Source organism: Sphingosinicella ginsenosidimutans, assembly GCF_007995055.1.
In the GTDB taxonomy this organism is placed as follows: Bacteria; Pseudomonadota; Alphaproteobacteria; order Sphingomonadales; family Sphingomonadaceae; genus Allosphingosinicella; species Allosphingosinicella ginsenosidimutans.
Window position 1 is genome coordinate 2,572,615 of sequence record NZ_VOQQ01000001.1, and the last position, 24,450, is coordinate 2,597,064.

The 24,450-nt window shown below is 66.6% G+C and carries 22 protein-coding genes; 10 read left to right on the plus strand and 12 right to left on the minus strand.

Annotated elements, in window-relative coordinates; genetic code table 11:
* Window positions 1-22: 22 nt before the first annotated feature.
* Window positions 23-286 (minus strand): FAD assembly factor SdhE, encoded by a 264-nt coding sequence (locus FRZ32_RS12750; RefSeq protein ID WP_147043866.1) that lies wholly within the window; start codon window positions 284-286, stop codon window positions 23-25.
* A 179-nt stretch (window positions 287-465) separates the two neighbouring features.
* On the opposite strand from FRZ32_RS12750, the gene FRZ32_RS12755 reads away from it, so the two are divergent.
* From FRZ32_RS12755 to FRZ32_RS12765, 3 genes are all read left to right on the plus strand, one after another.
* Window positions 466-1,113, plus strand: coding sequence for a hypothetical protein (locus tag FRZ32_RS12755; RefSeq protein ID WP_147043867.1), 648 nt, complete (start codon window positions 466-468; stop codon window positions 1,111-1,113).
* Between the two features lie 26 nt (window positions 1,114-1,139).
* A complete protein-coding gene (gene recG / locus FRZ32_RS12760; protein ID WP_147043868.1) occupies window positions 1,140-3,197 on the plus strand; it encodes an ATP-dependent DNA helicase RecG in 2,058 nt (685 codons plus the stop codon).
* 141 nt (window positions 3,198-3,338) lie between these two features.
* On the plus strand, window positions 3,339-3,782 hold the full coding sequence (locus FRZ32_RS12765) for a DUF3828 domain-containing protein (RefSeq protein ID WP_158635919.1): 444 nt from the start codon (window positions 3,339-3,341) through the stop codon (window positions 3,780-3,782).
* A 43-nt stretch (window positions 3,783-3,825) separates the two neighbouring features.
* Here the strand turns inward: FRZ32_RS12765 and tyrS are convergent, their stop codons facing one another.
* Window positions 3,826-5,043: a tyrosine--tRNA ligase gene (gene tyrS, locus FRZ32_RS12770; RefSeq protein WP_147043870.1), complete on the minus strand. Its 1,218-nt coding sequence runs from the start codon at window positions 5,041-5,043 to the stop codon at window positions 3,826-3,828.
* Between the two features lie 131 nt (window positions 5,044-5,174).
* On the opposite strand from tyrS, the gene FRZ32_RS12775 reads away from it, so the two are divergent.
* Window positions 5,175-5,723, plus strand: coding sequence for a DOMON-like domain-containing protein (locus FRZ32_RS12775; protein WP_147043871.1), 549 nt, complete (start codon window positions 5,175-5,177; stop codon window positions 5,721-5,723).
* Complete coding sequence (locus FRZ32_RS12780; RefSeq protein WP_147043872.1) at window positions 5,720-6,916, plus strand: exo-beta-N-acetylmuramidase NamZ family protein; 1,197 nt, start codon at window positions 5,720-5,722, stop codon at window positions 6,914-6,916. Before FRZ32_RS12775 ends, FRZ32_RS12780 begins: the two co-directional genes overlap by 4 nt.
* Before the next feature lie 60 nt (window positions 6,917-6,976).
* On the opposite strand, the gene FRZ32_RS12785 is transcribed toward FRZ32_RS12780, so the two are convergent.
* Window positions 6,977-8,155, minus strand: a complete 1,179-nt coding sequence (locus tag FRZ32_RS12785; RefSeq protein ID WP_147043873.1) for a vWA domain-containing protein — start codon at window positions 8,153-8,155, stop codon at window positions 6,977-6,979.
* A 127-nt stretch (window positions 8,156-8,282) separates the two neighbouring features.
* Here FRZ32_RS12785 and FRZ32_RS12790 point away from each other — a divergent pair, with 127 nt between their 5' ends.
* Window positions 8,283-9,695, plus strand: coding sequence for a methyl-accepting chemotaxis protein (locus tag FRZ32_RS12790; protein WP_158635920.1), 1,413 nt, complete (start codon window positions 8,283-8,285; stop codon window positions 9,693-9,695).
* On the opposite strand, the gene FRZ32_RS12795 is transcribed toward FRZ32_RS12790, so the two are convergent.
* From FRZ32_RS12795 to FRZ32_RS12810, 4 genes are all read right to left on the minus strand, one after another.
* Entirely contained in the window at window positions 9,692-10,573 is an 882-nt protein-coding gene (locus FRZ32_RS12795) for a DUF817 domain-containing protein (protein WP_147043874.1), read from the minus strand. The two genes, FRZ32_RS12790 and FRZ32_RS12795, sit on opposite strands and share 4 nt — an antisense overlap.
* The gene (locus tag FRZ32_RS12800) at window positions 10,570-11,415 is read right to left on the minus strand and encodes an AAA family ATPase (RefSeq protein WP_147043875.1); all 846 of its coding nucleotides are present in this window, start codon (window positions 11,413-11,415) and stop codon (window positions 10,570-10,572) included. Before FRZ32_RS12800 ends, FRZ32_RS12795 begins: the two co-directional genes overlap by 4 nt.
* A 39-nt stretch (window positions 11,416-11,454) precedes the next feature.
* Window positions 11,455-12,114, minus strand: a complete 660-nt coding sequence (locus tag FRZ32_RS12805; RefSeq protein ID WP_147043876.1) for a DUF6975 family protein — start codon at window positions 12,112-12,114, stop codon at window positions 11,455-11,457.
* 125 nt (window positions 12,115-12,239) lie between these two features.
* Window positions 12,240-12,563, minus strand: coding sequence for a hypothetical protein (locus tag FRZ32_RS12810; protein ID WP_147043877.1), 324 nt, complete (start codon window positions 12,561-12,563; stop codon window positions 12,240-12,242).
* Between the two features lie 82 nt (window positions 12,564-12,645).
* On the opposite strand from FRZ32_RS12810, the gene FRZ32_RS12815 reads away from it, so the two are divergent.
* Window positions 12,646-13,821, plus strand: a complete 1,176-nt coding sequence (locus FRZ32_RS12815) for a GGDEF domain-containing protein (protein ID WP_158635921.1) — start codon at window positions 12,646-12,648, stop codon at window positions 13,819-13,821.
* A 109-nt stretch (window positions 13,822-13,930) separates the two neighbouring features.
* Here FRZ32_RS12815 and rpoD read toward each other — a convergent pair whose 3' ends face one another.
* The 4 genes from rpoD to FRZ32_RS12835 all read right to left on the minus strand — a co-directional run bounded on the left by rpoD (window position 13,931) and on the right by FRZ32_RS12835 (window position 18,761).
* A complete protein-coding gene (gene rpoD, locus FRZ32_RS12820; RefSeq protein ID WP_147043879.1) occupies window positions 13,931-15,949 on the minus strand; it encodes an RNA polymerase sigma factor RpoD in 2,019 nt (672 codons plus the stop codon).
* A 9-nt stretch (window positions 15,950-15,958) separates the two neighbouring features.
* Window positions 15,959-17,791, minus strand: a complete 1,833-nt coding sequence (dnaG, locus tag FRZ32_RS12825; RefSeq protein WP_147043880.1) for a DNA primase — start codon at window positions 17,789-17,791, stop codon at window positions 15,959-15,961.
* The gene (locus FRZ32_RS12830) at window positions 17,788-18,201 is read right to left on the minus strand and encodes a GIY-YIG nuclease family protein (RefSeq protein ID WP_147043881.1); all 414 of its coding nucleotides are present in this window, start codon (window positions 18,199-18,201) and stop codon (window positions 17,788-17,790) included. The genes dnaG and FRZ32_RS12830 overlap by 4 nt, the downstream gene beginning before the upstream one ends.
* A 104-nt stretch (window positions 18,202-18,305) precedes the next feature.
* Window positions 18,306-18,761, minus strand: a complete 456-nt coding sequence (locus FRZ32_RS12835) for a GatB/YqeY domain-containing protein (protein WP_147043882.1) — start codon at window positions 18,759-18,761, stop codon at window positions 18,306-18,308.
* Window positions 18,762-18,899: 138 nt separating this feature from the next.
* Between FRZ32_RS12835 and carA the strand changes: the two genes are divergently transcribed.
* Together carA and FRZ32_RS12845 are read left to right on the plus strand one after the other, a co-directional pair.
* Window positions 18,900-20,162 carry a glutamine-hydrolyzing carbamoyl-phosphate synthase small subunit gene (carA, locus tag FRZ32_RS12840; protein ID WP_147043883.1) on the plus strand — a complete coding sequence of 421 codons (1,263 nt, stop codon included), beginning with the start codon at window positions 18,900-18,902 and terminating at the stop codon, window positions 20,160-20,162.
* Window positions 20,159-20,440, plus strand: a complete 282-nt coding sequence (locus FRZ32_RS12845) for a hypothetical protein (RefSeq protein WP_147043884.1) — start codon at window positions 20,159-20,161, stop codon at window positions 20,438-20,440. Before carA ends, FRZ32_RS12845 begins: the two co-directional genes overlap by 4 nt.
* 176 nt (window positions 20,441-20,616) lie before the next feature.
* Here FRZ32_RS12845 and FRZ32_RS12850 read toward each other — a convergent pair whose 3' ends face one another.
* Window positions 20,617-20,922: an endonuclease domain-containing protein gene (locus FRZ32_RS12850; protein ID WP_147043885.1), complete on the minus strand. Its 306-nt coding sequence runs from the start codon at window positions 20,920-20,922 to the stop codon at window positions 20,617-20,619.
* Window positions 20,923-21,112: 190 nt separating this feature from the next.
* On the opposite strand from FRZ32_RS12850, the gene carB reads away from it, so the two are divergent.
* Window positions 21,113-24,442: a carbamoyl-phosphate synthase large subunit gene (gene carB / locus FRZ32_RS12855; protein ID WP_147043886.1), complete on the plus strand. Its 3,330-nt coding sequence runs from the start codon at window positions 21,113-21,115 to the stop codon at window positions 24,440-24,442.
* Window positions 24,443-24,450: the final 8 nt, after the last annotated feature.

The window sequence follows — 24,450 nt, forward strand, 5'->3', positions numbered from 1 at the left end:
AGGCGCGTCAAATCGGGAGGCGTTACGGGAGCGGGATGTAGTCGAGGGCCTGGAGGCGGGTCATCATTTCGCCCTGCCAGCGCGCGGGGACGGCCGCGGTTCCCATCGCCCAGGCCATGATGTCGACATCCTGCTCCTCGATCAGGGCTTCGAACCAGGCGATCTGGTCATCGTCCCAGTCGGCGTGCCACCGGTCATAATAGCCGCCCACCATCATGTCCGCCTCGCGGACGCCGCGGTGCCAGGCGCGGAACTTGAGGCGTTTCAGGCGGGCGTCGCGGTCCATCTTCGTCCATAGCAATTCAGCCGCGCTGGGGAATCCAGGCGGCTTCGCTCGGGCGCATGTAGGCGAGCCACTTGCGTCATTCCAGCGAAAGCTGGAAACGTCCTGATGCGGGTGCCGGAATGTGCCGTCCGCCCGAATGGCGATTGAACGGCTCCCCCGGAATCTCTAGCCCTGTCCGCATGCAGGTGATCGGCGACTATCACAAGGACGGCTATGCGCATCTCAAGGGCCTGCTCCCGCCTGAGGTGCCGGCGGCGTTCATGGCCATGTTCCGGCAGGATATCGGCCCGGGCCCGATCGCGCTCAGCGGCCAGAAGGAGCATGTGAACCTGCTGAACCGGCCGGCGCTCGACGTCTACGGCTTCCACTACCGGCCGATGCTCTTCTTCCTGTGGGGGCTGACCCCGATGGTCAGCGAGTTGGTCGGCAGGGATCTGCTGCCGACTTACGATTATCTGCGCCTCTACCGGCGCGGCGATGTCTGCAAGGTGCATTTCGACCGCTATTCCTGCGAGCACAGCCTGTCGCTGACCCTGGCCTATAGCGACGGGCAGCCCTGGGCCCTGGAGGTCGGCGGGACGCGCCAGGACCCAAATGCCGGCGTCAACGACGATTTCGGCGAGGAGCCTTTCACCCCGATCCCGATGGCGGTGGGAGACGCCGTCCTCTATCAGGGCGTGCATCACCGGCATGGGCGAACGGCGCCCAACCCCAATGGCTGGTCGGCCCATCTCTTCCTGCACTGGGTGGACCGGGACGGGCCCCATCGCGACCAGGCGTTCGACGGCAACGGCGCGCCGCCGGCGGTGGATTTCCAGTTCACCTAGGCGGCAGGGGAGGTTCCCGGCAGGACATGCGGCCCGATATCCTCAATCCGCTCTTCGCCGAGGTGGAGGCGTTGAAGGGCGTCGGGCCGCAGCTCGCGAAGCCGCTGCACCGGCTGAAGCTCGACCGGGTGGTCGATGTGCTGTTCCACCTGCCGGTGAGCTGGATCGACCGTCGGCGGGTCGACGAACTCGACGAGAGCGATGTCGGCCACGTCATCACCATCGAGCTCGCCGCCCGCGACTATCGCCAGGGTGCGGGCAGGGGCCCGTTCCGCGTCCACGCCGAGGATGCGCGCGGCAATTATGTGACGCTCACCTATTTCAACAATCCGGGCTGGGCGAAGAAGCAGCTGCCTTTGGGTGAGGCGCGGATCGTCTCGGGACGCCTCGATCGCTACGGGCAGGAGTTGCAGATCGTCCATCCGGACCATGTGCTGACGCCCGCCGAGGGCGCGGCCATCCCGCTGCGCGAGCCGGTCTATCCCCTGTCGGAGGGGCTCACCAATCATCGCCTCGCCGATCTCGCCGGGCAGGCGCTGGGTCGGCTTCCGGCGCTCGGCGAGTGGATCGAGCCCGGTCTGAAGGCCCGCCGCGGGTGGCCGGATTGGGCCGCCGCCCTCACCATGGCGCATCGTGATCCGGGCGCGAGCGAGGCGCGCGACCGGCTGGCCTATGACGAGGTGTTCGCCAACCAGCTCGCCCTGAGCCTAGTGCGCGCTTCCTCACGCAAGCGGCGCGGGCGGCCACTTCGCGGCGATGGCGGGCTGCGCGACCGGCTGAAGCTCCCCTATGCCCCGACCGGCGCCCAGGCCCGCGCCGTTGCAGAGATCGAAGGCGATCTTCGGCAGGAGACGCCGATGCTCCGCCTGCTCCAGGGCGATGTCGGCTCGGGCAAGACTCTGGTCGCATTGATGGCCATGCTGGCGGCGGTCGAGGCCGGGGCGCAGGCGGCGCTCCTCGCGCCGACCGAGATCCTCGCGCGCCAGCATCACGCCAATCTTTCGCGGATGCTGGCCGGGCTTCCCGTCAATATCGCGATCCTCACCGGCCGCGAAAAGGGGAGGGCGCGCGAATCCTGCCTCATGGGTCTTGCCGACGGATCGATCCACATCCTGATCGGCACCCATGCCATCTTCCAGGAGAAGGTCGGCTATCGCCGGCTCGGGCTTGCGGTGGTCGACGAGCAGCACCGCTTCGGCGTGGCGCAAAGGCTGATGCTCGCGTCCAAGGCCGAGCATCCGCCGCATCTTCTCGTCATGACCGCGACTCCGATCCCGCGAACGCTGACGCTCACCCAATATGGCGAGATGGACGTGAGCCGGCTCGACGAGATGCCGCCCGGCCGCCAGCCGATCGAAACCCGCGTCATCAGCGAGGACCGGATGGCGGAGGTGATCGACGGTCTCGGCCGCCACATCGCCGCGGGCAGGCAGGCTTATTGGGTCTGCCCGCTGGTCGAGGAAAGCGAGACATCGGACCTCGCGGCCGCCGAGGAACGGGCGCGGATCCTTGCTGAGCGGTTCCCCGGCAAGATCGGAGTCGTCCACGGCCGGATGAAGGGGCCGGAGAAGGACGCGGTCATGGCGGAATTCGCTGCCGGCCGGATCGCCGTTCTGGTCGCGACGACAGTGATCGAGGTCGGCGTCGATGTGCCCAATGCGACGCTGATGATCGTCGAACATGCCGATCGCTTCGGGCTTGCCCAGCTCCACCAGCTGCGTGGGCGGGTGGGGCGCGGCGACCAGCACAGCATCTGCCTTCTGCTGCGCGGCAACGTGCTGAGCGAGACGGCGCGGGCGCGGCTGGCTCTCATGCGCGAGACCAATGACGGCTTCCGCATCGCCGAGGAGGATCTGCGCCTGCGCGGCGCCGGCGAGATTCTCGGCACGCGCCAGTCCGGCGAGGCGCAGTTCCGGCTCGCGACGCCGGAGCAGATCGCCGAGCTCGCGCCGATCGCAACCGACGACGCGCGCCTGCTCGTCGATCGCGACGGCGGGCTTGCCAGCGAGCGCGGGCAGGCGGCGCGAAATCTGCTCTACCTCATGGAGCGCGATGCGGCGGTTGGGTTGCTGCGCGGCGGCTGAGATTTCAGCATTCTATGATCGAAGGGGGGAAAAGGGATGATTGCTGATCTGCGCAGGGTGGTCGCCATCGGGCTGTTCGCTTCGATTGCCGCATGCGGGGGCGGGGCCGGCGCCGCTGACGACAACAGGACAGCCGCACGCGTGGAGAACGCCGTTGCTCTCCCCGCCGCGTCGCCAGCGAACGCGAGCAAGAGCGCGGCGGGCGCGGCCCCGGACCGGGCGGCCGTCCAGCCGCTGATCGATCGAATCTACGGGCCCTATGTCCGCGGCGAGCTTGAAGGGACGCCGGACGACGTCCAGACCGCCGGCCTTCGCGCCGCTTTCGCGCGGATCACCGAAGCCGATGAGCTCGAGGCCGATCCGTATTGCGAATGCCAGGATTTCGAGCATTTCAGCTACCGCATCGCCTCGATCGAGCCGAGCGCGAGCGGCGCGATCGTTCGGGTCGCGATCAGCAATTTCGGTGAATCGACGACGATCGTGCTGCACCTGGCGCAGGAAGACGGCCAGTGGCGCGTTGCCGATGTCGGCGAGGGGGACCAGAGCGTGCTCGCGATGGCGCGGCACGCCGGGTCGGGCGACTAGCGCCGATCGTTCGGCGCGAACTCCGCGTCCCGCTCCCGGAGGTTCAGGGAATGAGCAGGCCGTGCTTCTTCTTGCCGGCGGAGATGCGGACTTCGCCCGAGACCGCGATGGGCCGGTCTTCGCCGGCCGGCGCGCCGTCCACCCGGGCGCCGCCCTGGGCGATCAGCCGGCGGGCCTCGTTCTTGGACGCGACGAGGCCGAGGCCGATCAGCGCGTCGACCAGGCCGATGTCGCCGGCGACTCTCAGCGTCGGCAGCGCCTCGCCGCCGGCCCCTTCCTCGAACGTGCGGCGGGCCGTCTCGGCGGCCCGGGCGGCCGCGTCGTCGCCATGCGCCATCGCGGTGGCGGCGTCGGCGAGCTGCTTCTTCGCCTCGTTGATCTCGGCGCCCTCGAGCGCCTCCAGCCGCGCGATCTCGTCGAGCGGAAGATCGGTGAACAGGCGCAGGAACCGGCCGACATCGGCATCCTGCGTGTTCCGCCAGAACTGCCAGTAATCATAGGGGCTGAGCGCATCGCCGTTGAGCCAGACGGCGCCGGCGGCGGTCTTGCCCATCTTGCCGCCGTCCGCGGTGGTGATGAGCGGGGTGGTGAGCCCATAGAGCTGCGTCCCCTCGATCCGCCGCGTCAGCTCGATGCCGTTGACGATATTGCCCCACTGGTCCGATCCGCCCATCTGCAGCCGGCAGTGGACTCGGCGCGACAGCTCCAGGAAGTCATAGGCCTGGAGGATCATGTAGTTGAATTCGAGGAAGGTGAGCGGCTGCTCGCGGTCGAGCCGGAGCTTGACGCTGTCGAACGTCAGCATCCGGTTGATCGTGAAATGCGGGCCGATCTCGCGCAGGAACGGAATGTAGTCGAGCGCGTCGAGCCAGTCGGCATTGTCGACCATGATCGCGTCGGTCGGCCCATCGCCGAAGGTCAGGAACCGCTCGAACACGCGGCGGATCGAGGCGATATTGCGGCCGATATCCTCGGCGGTGAGGAGCCTGCGGCTCTCATCCTTGCCGGACGGATCGCCGATCTTGGTGGTGCCTCCGCCCATGACGACGATCGGCTTGTGCCCGGCCTGCTGGAGCCGCCGAAGCATCATGATCTGCACCAGGCTGCCGACATGGAGCGACGGCGCGGTTGCGTCGAAGCCGATATAGCCCGGCACCACCTGCTGCCGCGCGAGCGCATCGAGCCCCGCCGGATCGGTGACCTGGTGGATATAGCCGCGCGACGAGAGCGACCGCAGGAGTTCGGATGCGTATTCGGTCATGACGGAGGCGTGCTTAGCGGCCCGCACTTCTCACGTCATCCCCGCGAAAGCGGGGATCCAGCTTCTTTCTTGCGGCGGCCGGCGAGGGGAGGCTAGCTGGATTCCCGCTTCGCCGGAATGACGAGGATTGGATGGACGTCGCTTTGATCCCGCATCCGCTCCACCCTCCACGCGCGATCATGCGGGTCGAGGTTGAGGTGGAGAGGGCATCGGCCGGCAGGCTGGAACTCCGCTATCGGCTGTTCGGTGAGATGGACGACCTTCTTCTCGCTCCGCCCGCGCCGCCTCTCCGCACGGACAATCTGTGGCGAACCACCTGTTTCGAGGCGTTCTTCGCCAGGCCGGGCGCACCCGCTTATCGAGAATTCAATTTCTCCCCGTCGAGCGAATGGGCCGCCTATGATTTTCGAAGCTATCGCGATCCGGAGCGGGCGGATGCGCCCCTGGCGGAGCCGCCGGTCGTGACGCTGATGCCGCGCCGGGCCGAGCGTCTGGTGCTGAACGCGGGGGTGGCGACCGACCTTGGACGGGCAAGTTGGCGCTTGGGCCTTTCTGCAATTCTCGAGGAGACGGACGGCACGAAATCCTATTGGGCGCTCGCGCATCCCGATCCGGCCAGGCCCGATTTCCACCATCCCGATTGCTTTGCATTCCAACTCCCGGCACTTGGCGAGGCATGAAATTCGGCATCGACCGGCTGCTCGCCGAACCTGAACTGCGCAAGCCGCTTGAGGGCAAGCGCGTCGCCCTGCTCGCCCATCCCGCATCGGTGACGGCGGACCTCACCCACAGCCTTGATGCGTTGGTCGCGGCGGGGCTGAACGTCACCGCCTTGTTCGGGCCGCAGCATGGCGTGCGCGGCGATCTCCAGGACAATATGATGGAGTCGCCCGACTTCACCGATCCGACCTATGGGATGCCGGTGTTCAGCCTCTACGGCGAGGTGCGGCGGCCGACCGGGCAATCGATGGGCACGTTCGACGTCATGCTCGTCGACCTCCAGGATGTCGGCTGCCGCATCTACACCTTCGTCACGACCCTGCTCTACGTGCTCGAAGCAGCGGCCGCGCATGGGAAGGCCGTGTGGGTGCTCGATCGGCCCAATCCCGCCGGCCGACCGGTGGAAGGACTGACGCTGCGGCCGGGCTGGGAGAGTTTCGTCGGCGCCGGGCCGATGCCGATGCGGCACGGCCTGACGCTCGGCGAGATGGGCGCCTGGTTCGTCGACCAGTTCAAACTCGACGTCGACTATCGTGTGATCGGGATGGAGGGGTGGCAGCCGGAAGAAGCACCGGGCTTTGGCTGGCCGGCCGATCGGGTCTGGATCAATCCCAGCCCCAACGCCGCCAACGTCAACATGGCGCGGGCCTATGCGGGCACGGTGATGCTCGAAGGCACGACGCTGAGCGAGGGCAGGGGCACGACCCGCCCGCTCGAGCTGTTCGGCGCGCCGGACATCGATTCGCGCGCGGTGATCGCCAAAATGCACGATCTGGCGCCGGGCTGGCTCGCCGGCTGCACGCTGCGCGACATGTGGTTCCAGCCGACCTTCCACAAGCATGTGGGGGAATTGTGCAGCGGCGTCTTCATCCATGCGGAAGGGCCCGCCTACGATCACGGCGCGTTCCGGCCCTGGCGGCTCCAGGCGCTGGGCTTCAAGGCGATCCGCGCGCTCTATCCGGGCTACGCGCTGTGGCGCGATTTCCCGTACGAATATGCGTTCGGCAAGCTGCCCATCGATGTCATCAACGGCTCGCCGCTGCTGCGCGAATGGGTGGACGACAGGACGGCGGCGCCGGACGATCTCGACGCGCTCGCGGCAACGGACGAGGAGGAGTGGGCCGAGCGGCGAAGGCCCTTTCTCATCTATTGAGGCCTGCGGCGAATGCAGGACGGCGCGGCCGCAGGCGCCGTCCGTCTTCGGCGGGGAAGGTCAGGCCTTTCGCGTCAGCGCCCGCATCGCATCATCGAGACCGGCGAGGGTGAGCGGGAACATGCGGTCGTGCATGAGCTGGCGCACAAGGCCGATCGAGCCGGTATGGCCCCAATATTGCTCTGGCACCGGGTTGAGCCAGGCCGCGCTCGGCCAGGTCTGCGTCATCCGCTGGAGCCAGACCGCGCCCGCTTCCTCGTTGTAATGCTCCACGGATCCGCCGGGATGGGTGATTTCATACGCGCTCATCGAGGCGTCGCCGACGAACACGAGCTTGTAGTCGTGCCCGTATTTGTGAAGCAGGTGCCACATCGGCGTGCGCTCCGAGAAACGGCGATGATTGTCCTTCCACACGGCTTCGTAGGGGCAGTTGTGGAAATAGAAGAATTCCATGTTCCGGAATTCTGCCGTCGCCGCGCTGAACAACTCCTCGCAAAGCTTCACGTGCGGATCCATTGAGCCGCCGACGTCGAGGAAGAGCAGCAGCTTGACCGCATTGTGCCGTTCGGGCCGCATGTGGATGTCGAGCCACCCGCGACGCGCCGTGCCGTCGATCGTGCCGTCGAGATCGAGCTCCTCGGCCGCTCCTTCGCGGGCGAACCGGCGCAGGCGGCGCAGCGCAATCTTGATGTTGCGGGTGCCCAGTTCCTGGCTGTTGTCGAGGTTGCGGAATTCGCGCTTGTCCCAGATCTTCACGGCGCGGCCGTGGCGACCTTCGCCGCCGATCCTGATCCCTTCCGGATTGTAGCCGGAATGACCGAAGGGGGAGGTGCCGCCCGTGCCAATCCACTTGCTGCCGCCCTGGTGGCGTTCCTTCTGTTCTTCCAGGCGCTTGCGGAGCGTTTCCATGAGCTCGTCCCAGGAGGCGAGCGACTTGATCTCGGCCATCTGTTCCGGCGTGAGATAGAGTTCCGCGATGGCGCGGAGCCATTCCTCGGGCACCGGTGCAGCGTCTGGGCCGTAGGTCGTTTCGAGGCCCCTGAACACCTTGGCGAACACGCGGTCGAAACGGTCGAGCAGTCCCTCGTCCTTCACGAAGGTCGCGCGGGCGAGATAGTAGAACTCCTCCGGCCGTGCGGCGATCACCTCCGCGTCCAGCGCCTCGAGCAGCGTCAGATGCTCCTTCAAAGAGGATGGAATCCCGGCAGCGCGCAACTCGTCGACGAAGGAGAAGAACATGGCGTGGGTCTAGCGTGGCTCGCGACGCTGTGCGAGTCGCCATCCACGGTGGCGCGGGGCATTGGTTAACCCCCTTTCAACCAATTCGGCTTAGCGAGACGCGCCAGGATTGAAGCGAGGGGCTGACGTGGCGAGCACGGCGACGGAACGGACGGATAGCGCGGCGATCAGCGAGGTCGCGCGCAATTGCGGATCGCTGGCGATCGAGTGCAGCGATGTCGCGGGCTATGTCGCCGGGGTCAACGAGCGGATATCCGCCAATCTCAAGATGCTCGACGCGCTGGAGGAAGTGACGACCCGGCTGCTCGGCGACCAGGCGAGGGTTTCGGATTCCACCGACGAGGCGCGCGTGCTCGCCGAACAGGCACGCGGCAAGCTCGATCAGGGGCGCGGTGCGATCGAAGACACGATCGCGGTCTTTTCGAGCCTCACCGACATCGTCGTCCAGCTCGGCGATCGCATGGCCGGCTTCGCGGAGGCGATGGCGCGGGTGCAGAATGTATCCGCCGCGATCGAGACGATCGCCAACAAGACGAACATGCTTGCGCTCAACGCGACGATCGAGGCGGCACGAGCCGGCGAGGCGGGCCGATCCTTCGCGGTCGTCGCCGCCGAGGTGAAGAAGCTCGCCCACGACACCCGCGCGGCAACCAGCGAGATCGCCGGAACGATCGCCTCCCTCACGCACGAGGCCGAAGCCGTGACCAGCGAGATCAAGGTCGGCGTCGACAAGAGCCGGGTCGCGCAGTCGAGCTTCTCGCGGATCAACGAGACGGTTCGCGACGTTGCGGACATCGTCGCGCTGGTCGATCGGCAGACCGACGGCATCGCACAGGCGACCAGCCTCATCGAGCAGAGCGTGGACAGCGTGAAGAGCGGCCTGTCGTCCTTCGCCGCCGACGCGCGCGCCAATGGCGGCCAGCTTCGCCAGACCCATGACCGGCTCGCCCGGCTCGAACTCATGTCCAACGAAATGCTGGACCGGCTCGCGTCCTGTGGAGTGGAGATCGACGACACGCCGTTCATCGAGTTCGCCCAGAAGGGGATGGCCGAGATCAAGGCCATGGTCGAACGCGCCATCCAGCGCGGGGACATCAGCGAGGACGACGTCTTCGACACCAACTATGTGCCGATGCCCGGCACCAATCCCGTTCAGTATGAAACCCGATTCTGCGAGTTCGCGGATGCCCATATCCGCCCGGTGCTCGATCGGTTGATGGCGGAGCAGGGTAGGCTGATCGCCTGCGCGATCACCGACAATGAAGGCTATCTGCCGACCCACATTTCGGAACGCTCGCAGCCGCAGACCGACGATCCCGAGTGGAACGCGCAATATTGCCGCAACCGCCGCAACTTCATCGACGACATCACCCGCCGCGCCATCGCCAGCGACAAGGAAGCAATGCTCGCGACCTACGGCATGGACTTGGGGCAGGGCCGCTATCTGCCGGTCAAGAACGTCTTCGTGCCGCTCTTCATCCACGGCCGGCGCTGGGGGAATTTCGAGCTCGCCTATCGCGACGACGAGGTCACGCTCTAGGCTGGCGCGAGCGAATCCGCCTCCCTCTCCGGCGCGCCCATCTCGCGTGGCCGCTGGACCAGGCTCACCAGCACCGCCGACACGATCATCAGCAGATACCAGGAGCCGAGCTTGGCGAGCGGCACCATGTGCCAGGCCTCGCGCTGGCTGGGATAGGTCCAGCTGTGCGAGATCGATCCGATATTCTCGGCGATCCAGATGAACAGGGCGACGAGCAGGAAGCCGATCAGCACCGGCATCGGCCGATAGCTGCGGAATGGGCGGAACCAGAAGAGCGTTCGGCCATAGACCAGCAGCGTCGCGGCCAGCAGCGCGATGCGCGCGTCCGGCAGCCAGTGATGGGCGAAGAAATTGACGTAGATCGCTGCGGCAAGGGCGATCGTCGCCCAGATCGGCGGGTAACGGGTGAAGCGGATGTCGAAGATCCGCCAGATCCGCGCGATATAAGAGCCGACCGAGGCGTACATGAAGCCGGAGAAGAGCGGTACCGCGCCGATGTGGAGGTAGCTGGGCTCCGGATATTCCCACGATCCCATGCCGGTTTTGAAGACCTCCATCACCGTGCCCGCGACATGGAAGGCGAGGATGACCTTCGCCTCGTCCCACGTCTCCAGCCGGAAACGCAGCATTGCGACCTGGATCGCAAGCGCAGCCAGGGTCAGGAAATCATAGCGCGGCAGCGCCGCGTCCGCCGGATAGAGGAAGTGCGTGGCGATCAGCAGCGCCAGCAGCAGCGCGCCGAACAGGCAGGCCCAGCCCTGCTTGAAGCCGAACAGCAGGAATTCGTAGATCCAGGACCGCCAGCCCGGCGGCGGCGCATAGGCTTCGAGCGCGGCGCGAACCCGCTCGAAGCGCGTGTGGCGCGGCGTAACGCTCAGGCGCCGGGTCTCCGGCTCATGAAAGCAAGCCGTTCGAACAGCATCACGTCCTGTTCGTTCTTCAGCAGCGCGCCGTGGAGCGGCGGGATCGCCTTGGCCGGGTCGCGCGACTGCAGCACGTCGAGCGGCATGTCTTCATGCAGAAGGAGCTTGAGCCAGTCGATCAGCTCGCTGGTGGACGGCTTCTTCTTGAGGCCGGGCACCTCGCGAACCTGGTAGAAAATGTCGAGCGCCCTGGCGACCAGGATCTTCTGGATGCCGGGGAAGTGGACGTCGATGATCGCCTGCATCGTCTCGCGGTCCGGGAAGCGGATATAGTGGAAGAAGCAGCGACGCAGGAATGCGTCCGGCAGCTCCTTCTCGTTGTTCGAGGTGATGACGACGACGGGCCGTTCCCTGGCGGTCACCGTCTCGCCCGTCTCATAGACATCGAAACTCATCCGATCGAGCTCCTGGAGCAGATCGTTCGGGAATTCGATGTCGGCCTTGTCGATCTCGTCGATCAGAAGGACCGGCAGGGTGGGGGAGGTGAACGCCTCCCACAGCTTGCCCCGCTTGATGTAGTTGCGGATGTCGTGCACGCGCTCGTCGCCGAGCTGGCCGTCGCGAAGCCGGGCAACCGCATCATATTCGTAAAGGCCCTGATGCGCCCGGGTGGTCGACTTGACGTGCCATTCGATGAGCGGCGCGTCGAGCGCGGCCGCGATCTCGTGCGCAAGGACGGTCTTGCCCGTCCCTGGCTCGCCCTTGACGAGCAGTGGCCGGCGCAGGGCGACGGCCGCATTGACGGCGACCTTGAGGTCGTCCGTGGCGACATAGGAGGAGGTGCCTTCGAAACGCATGCCACTGCCTTAAAGGCGGGGCGCGCGAAGGCAAGCCGGCTAGAGCGCGGAGCGTGCCTGGGCGCGCGCTTCGAGAAGATCCCACAGGCCGCGCTGCTGGAGCGCGAGCTGGCGGGCGCCGAAAAGGAGCGCACGCTCCTCGCTGCAATCGTCCGCGATCGGCCGCAGCTCGCCCTCGCTGCCGAGTCCGAAGTGCGGCGGTTCGATTCCCAGCCGCCGTGCCGCGCGATCGAGCGGCCCGCGTACCGCGGCCCAGTCGATTGCGAAGGCCAAAGCGGCGCCGAGGGCGCAGCCACGCCGGTCCGATTGCGCCAGCACGCCCAGCGCGCTGCGCTGCGCGACCAGCATCGCCTCGTTGCCCGCTCCGCCGGGCGTGCCCGGGACGGGCCCGACCGCGACCGCAAGCCGCGCGAGATAGGCGCGTTCGACCGCGAGCGCCTCGCTGGCGCGAGTCAGCCAGCGCCGGGCGGCAGACTCGACAGCGCGGCCGGCAGCGTGATCGATCACCCCCGGATGCCGCCCATGCAGCGCGCAGAGGAAATGAACCATGTCGGCGAGGTTCCGCGGCGCATCCGGTGAATCGGCGAGCGCGTCGCCCTTCACATGGGGGTGGGCCGCCGTTCCCTGCTCCGCGACGCAGGCATAGAGCTGCGATGCCCTGCTCTCGCCCCTCGCCGCCGCAACCGAAACCGAAGCCATCGAGCCCCTTTCATGAAGCCGCGACGCGGCGAGAGAGGGGTGCCTACACCAAGGCCCGTAAAGAGGAGGTTTACGCGTCGCCGAAATGGAGCCCTTCGGCTCAAAGCCATTGAAAATGCCGGAGTTTAATTGGTCATCGTCATCCCGATCCAGGCGAACCAGGCGATCGGGATCGCGGCGATCAGGCAGCCCCAGCCGATCCGTTCGCCCTTCGCCCGGTCACGCCCGAAGGTCGAGACCCAGGCGCCGCCGACGCAGCACAGCAGGACGAACCCGCACGCAACGCGCCACAGCAGGTCGGCGATGCCATGGAACAGGCCGATATGATCGTCGATCCAGGCATCGACGTCGCCGAGATCGAAGCCGACGACCAGCCCGACCGCACTCAGCACGATCGCGAGCAAGAGCAGGATCAGCGAGACCCACAGGATGATCGGCAGCCGGACCATGCCGCAAGGGAGGCGGCGATGCGGCGTCTGTCAAGCAAGCCGTTTACGCGACGGTAAGCTCGGCCATCCAAAGACGAGGAACATGTCCCAAGTCGGTCTCATCCTGTGTGCGCTGGTGGTCGTCAGCGCGGTGCTGGGCCTTGTGCAGTTGCTCGCCTGGAAAATGCTCGGGAAGCGGCGACACGCGCTGATCTGGGCCTGTTGCTATGGCGTCGCGACCGTCCAATGGTGCGGCAACATCGCGGGATCGCTGCTCGCGCCGCGCAATCCGATCATCTGGCTGGTGCTGACCGCGCTCGCGCTGTCGACGGCCATTCTCTCGACCCTCGGCTATCGCGCGCGGGCCGGCATGCGCCTTGGAGCCGTGCCGTTATTCTGCGCCGGCGCCGCCGCGACCGTTGCGACCGGCATTACCGGCTTCTTCCACCTGACCGGCCTGATGATCGCGATCGTGCCGCTCTTCGCTTCGGTCGTGCTCCCGCTCGGCGCGCTTGCGCTCCTCAAGGGCAAATCGCCACCGAATCTCGCAGAATATTGCAACGCCGCAGCGCTCTGCCTCTTTGCTTCGTTCGAGTTCGTGGTGGGCCTTGCCGGCCTGTCCGACGGGATCGGCGGCACCGAGCGGTCGATCGCACTCTACAACCGGCTGCTCTTCGCCGGGATCCCGGCGCTCTTTGTCGCCACTGGTCTGCTGGCGACCTTTCTTCAGGCGGCGGACCTCGCGAACGAAATGGAAAAGCGGGCCGCGATCGACCCGCTCACCGGCGCGCTCAACCGACGTGGCTTCGCCGAGGCCGCGGTGGTGCGGATCGAGGCCGCACGCCGTCTGGATCTGCCGCTCAGCGTGCTGGTGCTCGACGTCGACCGGTTCAAGGCCGTGAACGACCGCTTTGGCCATGCGGCCGGGGACGCCGTGCTGGCCCGCGTGGCCCGCTTCATCGCCGACGAACTGGGCGAGCTCGACGTGCTCGGTCGCCTGGGCGGAGAGGAATTCGGCATCATCCTCGCCAACACATCGGCGCGGCGCGCCCTGAAAATGGCCGACAGGCTGCGCGAGGGGATCGGCGATCTTGCGCCGGACCTCAATTCGCCCGCCGTCACTGCCAGCTTCGGTGTCGCGACCATGCAGCCGGGAGAGGATGCGATCGAAACGCTCATCAACCGCGCCGACCGTGCGCTCTACGCGGCCAAGGCGGCGGGGCGCGATCGCGTTCGAATGGCCGAAGAGGATCGCCTGCTGATCGCCACGGCGGCCTGATCGCCGGGTGGGCTTCCGGCCCCGCCGGCCGACCGCTTCCTCGATGCCCGAAACGAAACGGGCGCCGGAACCATGCTCCGACGCCCGCTTTGTCTTCGTCCGATCCGCCTTACTGGTCGAGGAAGCTGCGCATCTTCCGCGACCGCGACGGATGCTTGAGCTTGCGTAGCGCCTTGGCCTCGATCTGCCTGATCCGCTCGCGCGTCACCGAGAATTGCTGGCCGACCTCCTCGAGCGTGTGATCGGTGTTCATGCCGATGCCGAAGCGCATGCGCAGCACGCGCTCCTCGCGCGGGGTGAGCGAGGCAAGGACGCGGGTCACGGTCTCCTTGAGGTTGGACTGGATCGCCGCGTCCACCGGGATCACGGCGTTCTTGTCCTCGATGAAATCGCCGAGGTGCGAATCCTCCTCGTCGCCGATCGGCGTTTCGAGGCTGATCGGCTCCTTGGCGATCTTCATCACCTTGCGGACCTTCTCGAGCGGCATGGAGAGGCGCTCGGCCAGTTCCTCCGGGGTCGGCTCGCGACCGATCTCGTGCAGGATCTGGCGGCTGGTGCGGACCAGCTTGTTGATCGTCTCGATCATGTGGACCGGGATGCGGATGGTCCGCGCCTGATCGGCGATCGAGCGGGTGATCGCCTGCCGGATCCACCAGGTGGCGTAGGTCGAGAATTTGTAGCCGCGGCGATATTCGAACTTATCGACCGCCTTCATCAGCCCGATATTGCCTTCCTGGATGAGGTCCAGGAACTGCAGGCCGCGATTGGTATATTTCTTTGCGATCGAGATGACGAGCCTGAGGTTCGCTTCGACCATCTCCTTCTTGGCGATCCGCGCCTCGCGCTCGCCCTTCTGGACCTGGTTCACGATCCGACGGAACTCGCCCAATCCCATGCCGGTCGCCTGCGCGATCTCCGCAATCTCGCTGCGGATCCGTTCGATCGCGGGCCCCTCCGAATCGACGAAGGCCGCCCATTTCTTGTCGATGCCCCGCACCCGCTCGGCCCAGCTCTCGTCGAGCTCGTGGCCCATATAGGAATCGAGGAAGGCGCGGCGCGGCACCTTGTGGCGCTCGGCGAGGCGGAGCATCTGGCCGCCGAGCGTCGTGAGCCGCCGGTTGAAGCTGTAGAGCTGGTCGACGAGATATTCGATCTTCGCGCCGTGGAACTGGACGCTTTCGACCTCGGCGGTCAGCTGCTCGCGCAACTTCTGATACTTGTTCTCGTCGGCCTTGCCGAACTCCTCGCCGGCGCCCATCGCCTCCATCCGGGCGAGCTGGAGCTTCGAGAATTTCTTGTAGATGTCGGTGATGGTCGCGAACTTTTCGAGCGCGGCCGGCTTCAGCGTCTCCTCCATCTGGGCGAGGGAGAGGGTGTTGTCCTCGTCGTCCTCCTCGACGGGCCGCTGGGCCCGGCGCTCGACGAGGCCGTCCTCGTCGTCCTCGTCCTGGCTGGGCGCCTCTTCCGGCTCATCGTCTTCCTTGAACGACGGGCCGGCGGTGGTTTCCGAAATGATCGCGTCGTCGGCCTCGGCGCTCTCGACCTGTTCGGCGGTCGGGCCCTTGGACAGCATCGCCTCGAGATCGAGGATCTCGCGCAGCTGCATCTGGCCGTTGTTGAGCGCAGTCGACCAGTCGATGATCGCGTTGAAGGTGATCGGGCTTTCGCAAAGGCCCCAGATCATCGTGTCGCGCCCGGCCTCGATCCGCTTGGCGATCGCGATCTCGCCTTCGCGCGACAGCAGCTCGACCGCGCCCATTTCGCGCAGGTACATGCGGACCGGATCGTCGGTGCGATCGACGGTTTCCTTCTTCTTCTCGACGACGAAGGTCTCGATGCCGTCGGATTCGTCGTTCGTGACTTCCTCGGCGCCGGCCTCGTCTTCGTCGCCTTCGTCCGATTCGACGATGTTGACGCCCATGTCGTTGAGCGCGGACATCACGTCCTCGATCTGCTCGGAGGACATCTGGTCCTGGGGCAGCGCCTCGTTGAGCTCGTCATAGGTGATGACGCCGCGCTTCTTCGCGCGGGCGAGCATCTTCCGGATCGTGGCCTCGTTGAGGTCGATGAGCGGCGCGTCGCCGGTCTCGGTCTTCTCTTCGGTTTCCGCCGTGTTCGTCTTCGCCATCAAATACGCCTATTCCGTAACGCCGTCGCCGACGATCAGGCTCGCCAGCCGCCGGTCCGCTTCCTCTCGCGCCGTGCGGAGCCTCACCTGCTCCGCGAACGCCGCCTCGTCGAATTCCACCTTCAACCGCGCCGTGACCGCCTCATAGGCGGCGTCGAGCTCCGGTCTGGCCGCATATGCTTCAACGACCAGAACGAGATCCCTTTGCGCCCGCTCCGGCGGGGCATCACGTCGGGTGAAGGAAAAAGCAAGCCCTCGCTTCAGCCGCGGCTCCTCCAGCAAATCGCCCGCGCCCTGATTTGCCAATATGGTGGCAAGGCCCTGTGGATCAAGCGCAGCGTGCGTCATTGCCGCCTCCAGCATCAGATCGCGAAGCCGCGAGGCCGGACCGTTGCCCAGCGGCAACGCCGCCACCGCCTCGGCATGGGTGCCGATCAGGGCGGGGAAACGGGCAAGGCCGTGGAGGATGGCGCGCCCGACCTGCGGATCCAGGCCGGAACGGCCGACGGCGCGTGCTTCCTGCGTGGTTGGGCGTGGTAAAAGCGGGGATTTGCCGCGCTGAAACGGGGCGCGGCCGCGTTGCGGCGTGAGCGTGTCGAGGCGGGCGAGGAATTCGGCGCGATATTGCTCGCGCACATCGGGATCGGCGATCGCGCCGACATGATCGAGCAGCCGGCGGCGCAGGCCGGCGCGTTGCTCGGGCGTCCGTCGGGGCGCCGAATCGAGTTCGTGGCGCCACAGCCGGTCGACAAGCGGCTCGGGGCTGTCCAGCAGCGCATCGAGCGTGGCGCGGCCCTTCGATCTGACAAGGTCGTCGGGATCCTGCCCGGCCGGCAGCGTCACGAAGCCGAGCGATCGGCCCGGCGCGAGATGGGGGAGGGCGCGCAGTGCCGCGCGAACGGCGGCCTTCTGCCCCGCCGAATCGCCGTCGAAGCAGAGGATCGGGGCCGGCGCGAGGCGCCAGAGCAGGCCCAATTGCGCTTCGGTCATTGCGGTGCCGAGCGGCGCGACCGCATCGGCGATCCCGGCTTGGTCGAGCGCGATCACGTCCATCTGGCCCTCGACCACGATCACGCGCTTCGTCTCGCGGCTGGCGGGTGCGGCATGGTGGAAATTGAACAGGGTACGGCCCTTGTCGAACAAGGGCGTGTCGGGCGAGTTCAGATATTTGGGCTCGCCCTTGCCGAGGATCCGGGCGGAAAAGGCGATCACCCGCCCGCGCGGGTCGCGGATCGGAAAGGTGATGCGGCCGCGGAACCGGTCATAAGGCTCGCGGTCGCTGTCCTCGGGCGCGATCAGCAGCCCGGCCTCGACCAGCCGTTCGACGCCGAATTCCTTGAGCGCCCCCTTGAGCTTGCCGCGCCCGTCCGGGGCGAAGCCGAAGCCGAAGCGGGCCGCCGTCGCGGCGCTCACCCCGCGCTGGTCCAGATAGGCGCGCGCCTCGGCGCCCTCGATGCCGCCGAGCTGATCGGCGAACCAGGCCTGCGCCGCCTCCATGACGCCGTAGAGCCCGGTCGCCCGCTCGGCCCTTGCCTGGGCCCGCGGATCGGGGGCGGGCACCTCCATCCCGGCGGCATCGGCAAGCTCCTTCACCGCATCCATGAAGGCGAGCCCGCGCGCATCGGTCAGCCAGCGGATCGCATCGCCATGCGCCTGGCAGCCGAAGCAATGATAGAAGCCCTTCTCGTCATTGACGTAGAAGCTCGCCGTCTTCTCGTTGTGGAACGGGCAGCACGCCTTGAACTCGCGACCGGCGCGCGTAAGCTTGGTCGTGCGAGCGATCAGCGCGGAGAGCGAGGTGCGGGCGCGCAGCTCGTCGAGGAAGGCGGGGGTGAGGGTCATTGTCCTCCGTCGGACTCGGTGCCGCGCCCCTCGACTTCGCTCGGGACGAGCGAACTCTTTTGCCCTGCGCCATCTGGGGCGTTGTGCCTCTCCCCCCGTCCGCTCGTCCCGAGCGAAGTCGAGGGGCGCTCGTGAGGCGGCTTTGCGAGATATCCGACCAAGGCCCAGTCGCCCGCGATCAGGGCTTCCTTCTTGGCACGGGACCAGTTCTTGATCCGGCGCTCGAAGGCGAAGACTTCATCCCGGCTGGAGCCCACAGCGCACCAGGCGAGCTCGATGGGTCTGCGCCTTCTGGTCCATTCCGCGCCCAAGCCTTGTTCATGTTCCCAAAGGCGTTTCTGTAGGTCGTCCGTGTGGCCGGTATAGTAAGAGCCGTCTCGGCATCGCAGCATATAGACCCAGAATTGCATCACCGCCGTGCCAGCGCCCCTCGACTTCGCTCGGGACGAGCGAAGGTGGTTATATTGCTGCGACCCCAACCCCTCCCGCGAGCGGGAGGGGAGTCTTCCCTGCCTTATGACGACAACCGCGCCTTCACCGCCGCGCTTGCCTTGCTCATGTCGAGCTGGCCCGCGTGGCGTTCCTTCAGCACCGCCATCACGCGGCCCATGTCCTTGACGCTCCCCGCGCCGGTTTCGGTGACGATCGCGTCGACCGCGGCCGCGATCTGGGCGTCGTCCATCTGGGCGGGGAGGAAGCTTTCGATCACCGCGACCTCGGCGCTCTCCGCGGCGGCGAGCTCGGCGCGGCCGCCTTTCTCGTAAAGCTCGATCGATTCGCGCCGCTGCTTCACCATCTTCTGGAGCACCTCGGTGACGAGCACGTCGTCCTCCGGCGCGTTTGCGCTGCCGCGAAGCTCGATGTCGCGATTCTTGAGCGCGGCCTGGATCAGCCGGATCGTGTCGCGCCTCGCCGTGTCGCCGGCCTTCATGGAATCGACCAGGGCCTGCTTGATGTCGTCGCGAATCATGGGTCTCAACTGCCTTTTCGGGAAACCGCCCATGTAACCGGACAAGCCGGCCTTTAACAGGATTGACGCGCCCGCCCGGCGGCCTTAGCGGCTGGGTCTTAGCGACATCGCCAGCCTGCCGAAGGAGTGCCCGCCACCATGGCCGACGCCAAGACCTTGCCCGCGCCTTCCGGGGCCACGGGCGTGCTGGTTCTGGCGGACGGCACCACGATCTGGGGCAAGGGCTTCGGCGCAGAGGGCAGGGCCGTCGGCGAGGTGTGCTTCAACACGTCGATGACCGGCTATCAGGAGATCATGACCGATCCCTCCTACGCGCGGCAGATCGTCACCTTCACCTTCCCGCATATCGGCAATGTCGGCGCGAATTATGAGGATGTGGAGGCGGACAATCCGCACGCGCTTGGCTGCGTGATCCGCCAGGACGTGACCGAACCCTCCAATTTCCGGGCCACCCAGGGCTTCGTCGAATGGATGCGGTCCAACGGGCGGATCGGCCTGTCGGGCGTTGACACGCGGGCGCTGACCCGGCTGATCCGCACGGCGGGGGCGCCCAACGGGGTGATCGCCTATAGCGAGGCAGGGGCGTTCGACGTGCCCGCCCTGATCGCCGAGGCGCGGGCATGGCCCGGGCTGGAGGGGATGGACCTCGCGAAGGAGGTCACGACGCGCCAGACTCATCGCTGGTCGGGCGGGCTGTGGCATCTTGGGACCGGCTATGATGACTCTCCCCTTCCGCAAGCGGGAGTGGAAGAGCCGCGCGGCGGCGAAGGGGTGGATCGGTCCGACCCGGCTGAGGCCCACCCCCCGGCCCCCTCCCGCAGGCGGGAGGGGGAGGATTCGCGCCCCCATGTCGTCGCGATCGACTATGGCGCCAAGCGCAACATCTTCCGCAATCTGGAGGCGGCCGGAGCGCGGGTGACGGTGATGCCCGCGACCGCCACGTTCGAGGAGGTGATGGCGCACGAACCCGACGGCTTCTTCCTGTCCAACGGTCCGGGGGATCCGGCGGCGACGGGGGATTATGCGGTGCCGGTGATCCGCAAGATGCTGGAGACGGGAAAGCCGCTGTTCGGCATCTGCCTAGGCCACCAGCTGCTCGGGCTGGCCGTCGGCGGGCGTACCGCCAAGATGCACCAGGGCCACCGCGGCGCCAACCATCCGGTGAAGCGCATTGAAGACGGCCGCGTCGAGATCACCAGCATGAACCACGGCTTCGCGGTGGAGCGCGAGAGCCTGCCGGCGAACGTGCGCGAAACCCATGTCAGCCTGTTCGACGGGAGCAATTGCGGGATCGAGCTGACCGATCGGCCGGCGTTCAGCGTGCAATATCACCCGGAGGCGAGCCCCGGGCCGCAGGACAGCAGATATCTGTTCGGGAAGTTCGTGGGGACGCTGAAGTGATTGCGGCATTTCTATTTTTATTGCCGAGTCTCGACAACGGCGCAGGAGCAAGGCCGATCGATCGCCCCGCAATTGAGCGGGAAATCCGCCGGATCACGACCGCTTGCCATATGCCTGGTTCGTCGCTCACACTGATTGCGGAAGGCGAATTGCGGTTTCGGCCGCAGCCGGATTCCAGGTACGAAAATGTCGATTGCGTTCTGGCAGGGCTGAGGAAATCTGGCCTGCTCAGCCGACTGCCGATGGGCTTTGTCGGTAATCAGGCAGCTGGCCACTAATGCCCCGCCGCACCGACATCTCCTCCATCCTCATCATCGGCGCCGGCCTTGCTCCCTCTCCCCGGCGGGGAGAGGGTTGGGGTGAGGGGGCTCGGCGGTTGGGGGTAATCTCTAACGCGGTACGCCCCCACCCAATTCTCCCCCGCACGGGGGAGGGCCTCGGAGCATCGCGCTGCTCAGCTGTTTCCGGCGATTCTCAGATGCTGGAGAATCGTTTCCAGAATGCCATCGAGATTGCTCGTCACGTCGCTGTTCCAGAACCGGATGACGGTGTATCCGTGGACCTCGATGAGGCGAGTGCGTTCGGCATCGGCCTCGGTCGCCGCGGCGTGCTGGCCCCCGTCCAGCTCAATGACGAGCCTGGCGCTTCGGCAAGCGAAATCGGCGATGGCGGGGCCGATCGCGAATTGTCTGACGAATTTGCGGCCGTCGAGCTGGCTGCCGCGCAGGCGCGACCAAAGTACGCGCTCGCAATCGGTCATGTCGCGACGGAGTTGGCGCGCGACCGGAGCAGGCGTTTCCTGGCCATACACGCCAGCCTAACACTCCCTCTCCCCGGCGGGGAGAGGGGCGGGGTGAGGGGGCTCGGAGATTGCGCGTCGCCCCTGAGGCCCGACACCCTCACCCAACCCTCTCCCTTCAGGGAGAGGGCTTTGAAGATCGTGCCCGATAATGCCCAAACGTACCGACATCTCCTCCATCCTCATCATCGGCGCCGGCCCGATCGTCATCGGGCAGGCGGCGGAGTTCGATTATTCGGGGTCGCAGGCCGTCAAGGCTCTGAAGGAGGAGGGGTATCGGGTCATCGTCGTCAATAGCAATCCGGCGACGATCATGACCGATCCCGAGCTTGCCGACGCGACCTATGTCGAGCCGATCACGCCCGAATATGTGGCGAAGATCATCGAGAAGGAGCGGCCCGACGCGGTGCTGCCGACGATGGGCGGGCAGACCGGGCTCAACACCGCGCTGGCGCTCTTCAAGGATGGGACGCTCGACCGATATGGCGTCAAGATGATCGGCGCCGACGCGGCGGCGATCGAAAAGGCCGAGGACCGATTGAAGTTCCGCGAGGCGATGGACCGGATCGGCCTCGAAAGCGCCCGCTCGGCGATCGCGCACGACATGACCGAGGCGCTGGCCGGGCTCGAGAAGGTGGGCCTGCCGGCGATCATCCGGCCGAGCTTCACGCTCGGCGGCACCGGCGGCGGCGTCGCCTATAATCGCGAGGAGTTCCTCGCCATCGTCGCCGGCGGGCTCGAAGCCTCGCCGACCACCGAGGTGCTGATCGAGGAATCGCTGCTCGGCTGGAAGGAATATGAGATGGAGGTCGTCCGGGACCGGAACGACAATGCCATCATCATCTGCTCGATCGAGAATGTCGATCCGATGGGCATCCATACCGGCGATTCCATCACTGTCGCGCCGGCGCTGACGCTGACCGACAAGGAATATCAGATCATGCGCAACGCGAGCATCGCGGTGCTGCGTGAAATCGGCGTCGAAACAGGCGGTTCCAACGTCCAGTTCGCGGTCAATCCGAAGGACGGGCGGCTCGTCGTGATCGAGATGAACCCGCGCGTGTCGCGCTCCTCGGCGCTCGCTTCCAAGGCGACCGGTTTTCCGATCGCCAAGGTCGCGGCGAAGCTGGCGGTCGGCTACACGCTTGACGAGATCGGCAACGACATCACCGGCGTCACCCCAGCGAGCTTCGAGCCGACGATCGATTATGTGGTGACCAAGATCCCGCGCTTCGCCTTCGAGAAGTTCAAGGACAGCGAGGCCCTGCTCTCGACCGCGATGAAATCGGTCGGCGAGGTGATGGCGATCGGGCGGAGCATCCACGAAAGCCTGCAGAAGGCGCTTCGCGGCCTGGAGACGGGCCTCAACGGCTTCGACGGCGTCAAGGCGCTGTACGGCGCGCCCAAGGAGGAGATCCAGGCGGCGCTCGCGGTGCCTTCGCCCGATCGGCTGCTGGCGGCGGCGCAGGCGCTTCGCGAGGGGCTGACCGTGGCAGAGGTCCACGCGGTGACGAAATACGATCCGTGGTTCCTTGAGCGCATCCGCGAGATCGTCGAGGCGGAGGAAGCGGTGTGCCGCGACGGCCTGCCGGGCGATGCGGCGGGGATGCGGCGGCTGAAGGCGATGGGTTTTTCCGACCGGCGGCTGGCCGAGCTCAACCTCAAGTCCGCCAACGTCGCCGGCGGCGGGCAGAAGACGCGGATCCGCTCTTCCGGCCTGCTCCACGATGCGGTGAAGGCGATGATCGGCGCGACCACCGAAGACGAGGTGCGGCGCCTGAGGCATCGGCTCGGCGTTCGGCCGGTGTTCAAGCGGATCGACACCTGCGCGGCCGAGTTCGAGGCGAAGACGCCTTATATGTATTCGACCTACGAGGCGCCGAGCTTCGGCACGCCCGAGGACGAGAGCCAGCCGTCGGATCGGCGCAAGGTCGTCATCCTCGGCGGCGGGCCGAACCGGATCGGGCAGGGGATCGAGTTCGACTATTGCTGCGTCCACGCCGCTTATGCGCTGAAGGACGCCGGGTTCGAGACCGTGATGGTCAATTGCAACCCGGAGACGGTGAGCACCGATTACGACACGTCCGACCGGCTCTATTTCGAGCCGCTGACGGTGGAGGACGTGCTCGAGATCCTCCATGTCGAACAGTCGAAGGGCGAGCTGGTCGGCGTCGTCGTCCAGCTTGGCGGGCAGACGCCGCTGAAGCTCGCCGCGGCGCTCGAAAAGGCCGGCATCCCGATCCTGGGCACCTCGCCCGACGCGATCGATCTCGCCGAGGACCGCGAGCGCTTCGCCGCCTTGGTCGAGAAACTCGGCCTCAGGCAGCCGCGCAACGGCATCGCCCGATCGCGCGACGAGGCGCTGAAAGTGGCCGAGCGGATCGGCTATCCGGTGCTGACGCGGCCCTCCTACGTGCTCGGCGGCCGGGCGATGGAGATCGTCGATTCGCCGGGCCAGCTCGAAGATTATATCGAGACCGCGGTGCAGGTGTCGGGCGACAGCCCGGTGCTGATCGACCAATATCTGCGCGACGCGATCGAGGTCGATGTCGATGCGATCGCGGACGGCGACGAGGTGGTGATCGCCGGCGTGATGCAGCATATCGAGGAGGCGGGCGTCCATTCGGGCGACAGCGCCTGCTCGCTGCCGCCCTACAGCCTTCCGGCGGACATCGTCGCCGAGATCGAGCGGCAGGCCAGGGCGCTGGCGGAGGCGCTCGGCGTCGTCGGGCTGATGAACGTCCAGTTCGCGGTGAAGGATGGCGAGGTCTATCTGATCGAGGTCAATCCGCGCGCCAGCCGCACCGTCCCCTTCGTCGCCAAGGCGATCGGCCAGCCGGTCGCCAAGATCGCCGCGCGGGTGATGGCGGGCGAGAAATTGAAGGACCTGCCGAAGATCGTGCGCGAGACCGGCCATATCGCGGTCAAGGAGGCGGTGTTCCCATTCGCGCGCTTCCCCGGCACCGATCCGGTGCTGTCACCGGAGATGAAGTCCACAGGCGAAGTTATGGGGATCGATCGCGATTTCGCGACCGCCTTCCTCAAGTCGCAGCAGGGGGGTGGGGTCGACCTGCCTGACAGCGGCACCCTGTTCGTGTCGGTGAAGGACAGCGACAAGCCGGCGATCCTTGCCCCGGTGCGCGAACTGATCGCGCTCGGATTCAAGGCGGTCGCGACCGGCGGCACCGCCGATTATCTCGAACAGCAGGGGATCGCGGTCGAGCGGGTGAACAAGGTCGCGCAGGGCCGGCCGCACATCGTCGACAGGATCAAGGACGGCGCCATCGACCTGGTCTTCAACACCACCGAAGGCTGGCAGAGCCACCGCGATTCCGCGTCGATCCGCGCCACCTCGGTCGCGCAGAAGATTCCCTATTTCACGACCGCCGCCTCAAGCGCGGCGGTGGCACGCGCGGTCGCGGCGCGCCGGGACCGCAACCTTGAAGTGCGCGCGCTGCAGGACTATTATTCACGTTCCTGACAGAACTC

What these genes read in the sequence shown, in the direction of transcription:
- FRZ32_RS12750 (WP_147043866.1), bottom strand. Translation starts at nt 286, where the DNA reads ATGGACCGCGACGCCCGCCTGAAACGCCTCAAGTTCCGCGCCTGGCAC.
- FRZ32_RS12755 (WP_147043867.1), top strand. Translation starts at nt 466, where the DNA reads ATGCAGGTGATCGGCGACTATCACAAGGACGGCTATGCGCATCTCAAG.
- recG (WP_147043868.1), top strand. Translation starts at nt 1,140, where the DNA reads ATGCGGCCCGATATCCTCAATCCGCTCTTCGCCGAGGTGGAGGCGTTG.
- tyrS (WP_147043870.1), bottom strand. Translation starts at nt 5,043, where the DNA reads ATGACCGAATACGCATCCGAACTCCTGCGGTCGCTCTCGTCGCGCGGC.
- FRZ32_RS12775 (WP_147043871.1), top strand. Translation starts at nt 5,175, where the DNA reads ATGGACGTCGCTTTGATCCCGCATCCGCTCCACCCTCCACGCGCGATC.
- FRZ32_RS12780 (WP_147043872.1), top strand. Translation starts at nt 5,720, where the DNA reads ATGAAATTCGGCATCGACCGGCTGCTCGCCGAACCTGAACTGCGCAAG.
- FRZ32_RS12785 (WP_147043873.1), bottom strand. Translation starts at nt 8,155, where the DNA reads ATGTTCTTCTCCTTCGTCGACGAGTTGCGCGCTGCCGGGATTCCATCC.
- FRZ32_RS12800 (WP_147043875.1), bottom strand. Translation starts at nt 11,415, where the DNA reads ATGCGTTTCGAAGGCACCTCCTCCTATGTCGCCACGGACGACCTCAAG.
- FRZ32_RS12805 (WP_147043876.1), bottom strand. Translation starts at nt 12,114, where the DNA reads ATGGCTTCGGTTTCGGTTGCGGCGGCGAGGGGCGAGAGCAGGGCATCG.
- FRZ32_RS12810 (WP_147043877.1), bottom strand. Translation starts at nt 12,563, where the DNA reads ATGGTCCGGCTGCCGATCATCCTGTGGGTCTCGCTGATCCTGCTCTTG.
- FRZ32_RS12815 (WP_158635921.1), top strand. Translation starts at nt 12,646, where the DNA reads ATGTCCCAAGTCGGTCTCATCCTGTGTGCGCTGGTGGTCGTCAGCGCG.
- rpoD (WP_147043879.1), bottom strand. Translation starts at nt 15,949, where the DNA reads ATGGCGAAGACGAACACGGCGGAAACCGAAGAGAAGACCGAGACCGGC.
- dnaG (WP_147043880.1), bottom strand. Translation starts at nt 17,791, where the DNA reads ATGACCCTCACCCCCGCCTTCCTCGACGAGCTGCGCGCCCGCACCTCG.
- FRZ32_RS12830 (WP_147043881.1), bottom strand. Translation starts at nt 18,201, where the DNA reads ATGCAATTCTGGGTCTATATGCTGCGATGCCGAGACGGCTCTTACTAT.
- FRZ32_RS12835 (WP_147043882.1), bottom strand. Translation starts at nt 18,761, where the DNA reads ATGATTCGCGACGACATCAAGCAGGCCCTGGTCGATTCCATGAAGGCC.
- carA (WP_147043883.1), top strand. Translation starts at nt 18,900, where the DNA reads ATGGCCGACGCCAAGACCTTGCCCGCGCCTTCCGGGGCCACGGGCGTG.
- FRZ32_RS12850 (WP_147043885.1), bottom strand. Translation starts at nt 20,922, where the DNA reads ATGACCGATTGCGAGCGCGTACTTTGGTCGCGCCTGCGCGGCAGCCAG.
- carB (WP_147043886.1), top strand. Translation starts at nt 21,113, where the DNA reads ATGCCCAAACGTACCGACATCTCCTCCATCCTCATCATCGGCGCCGGC.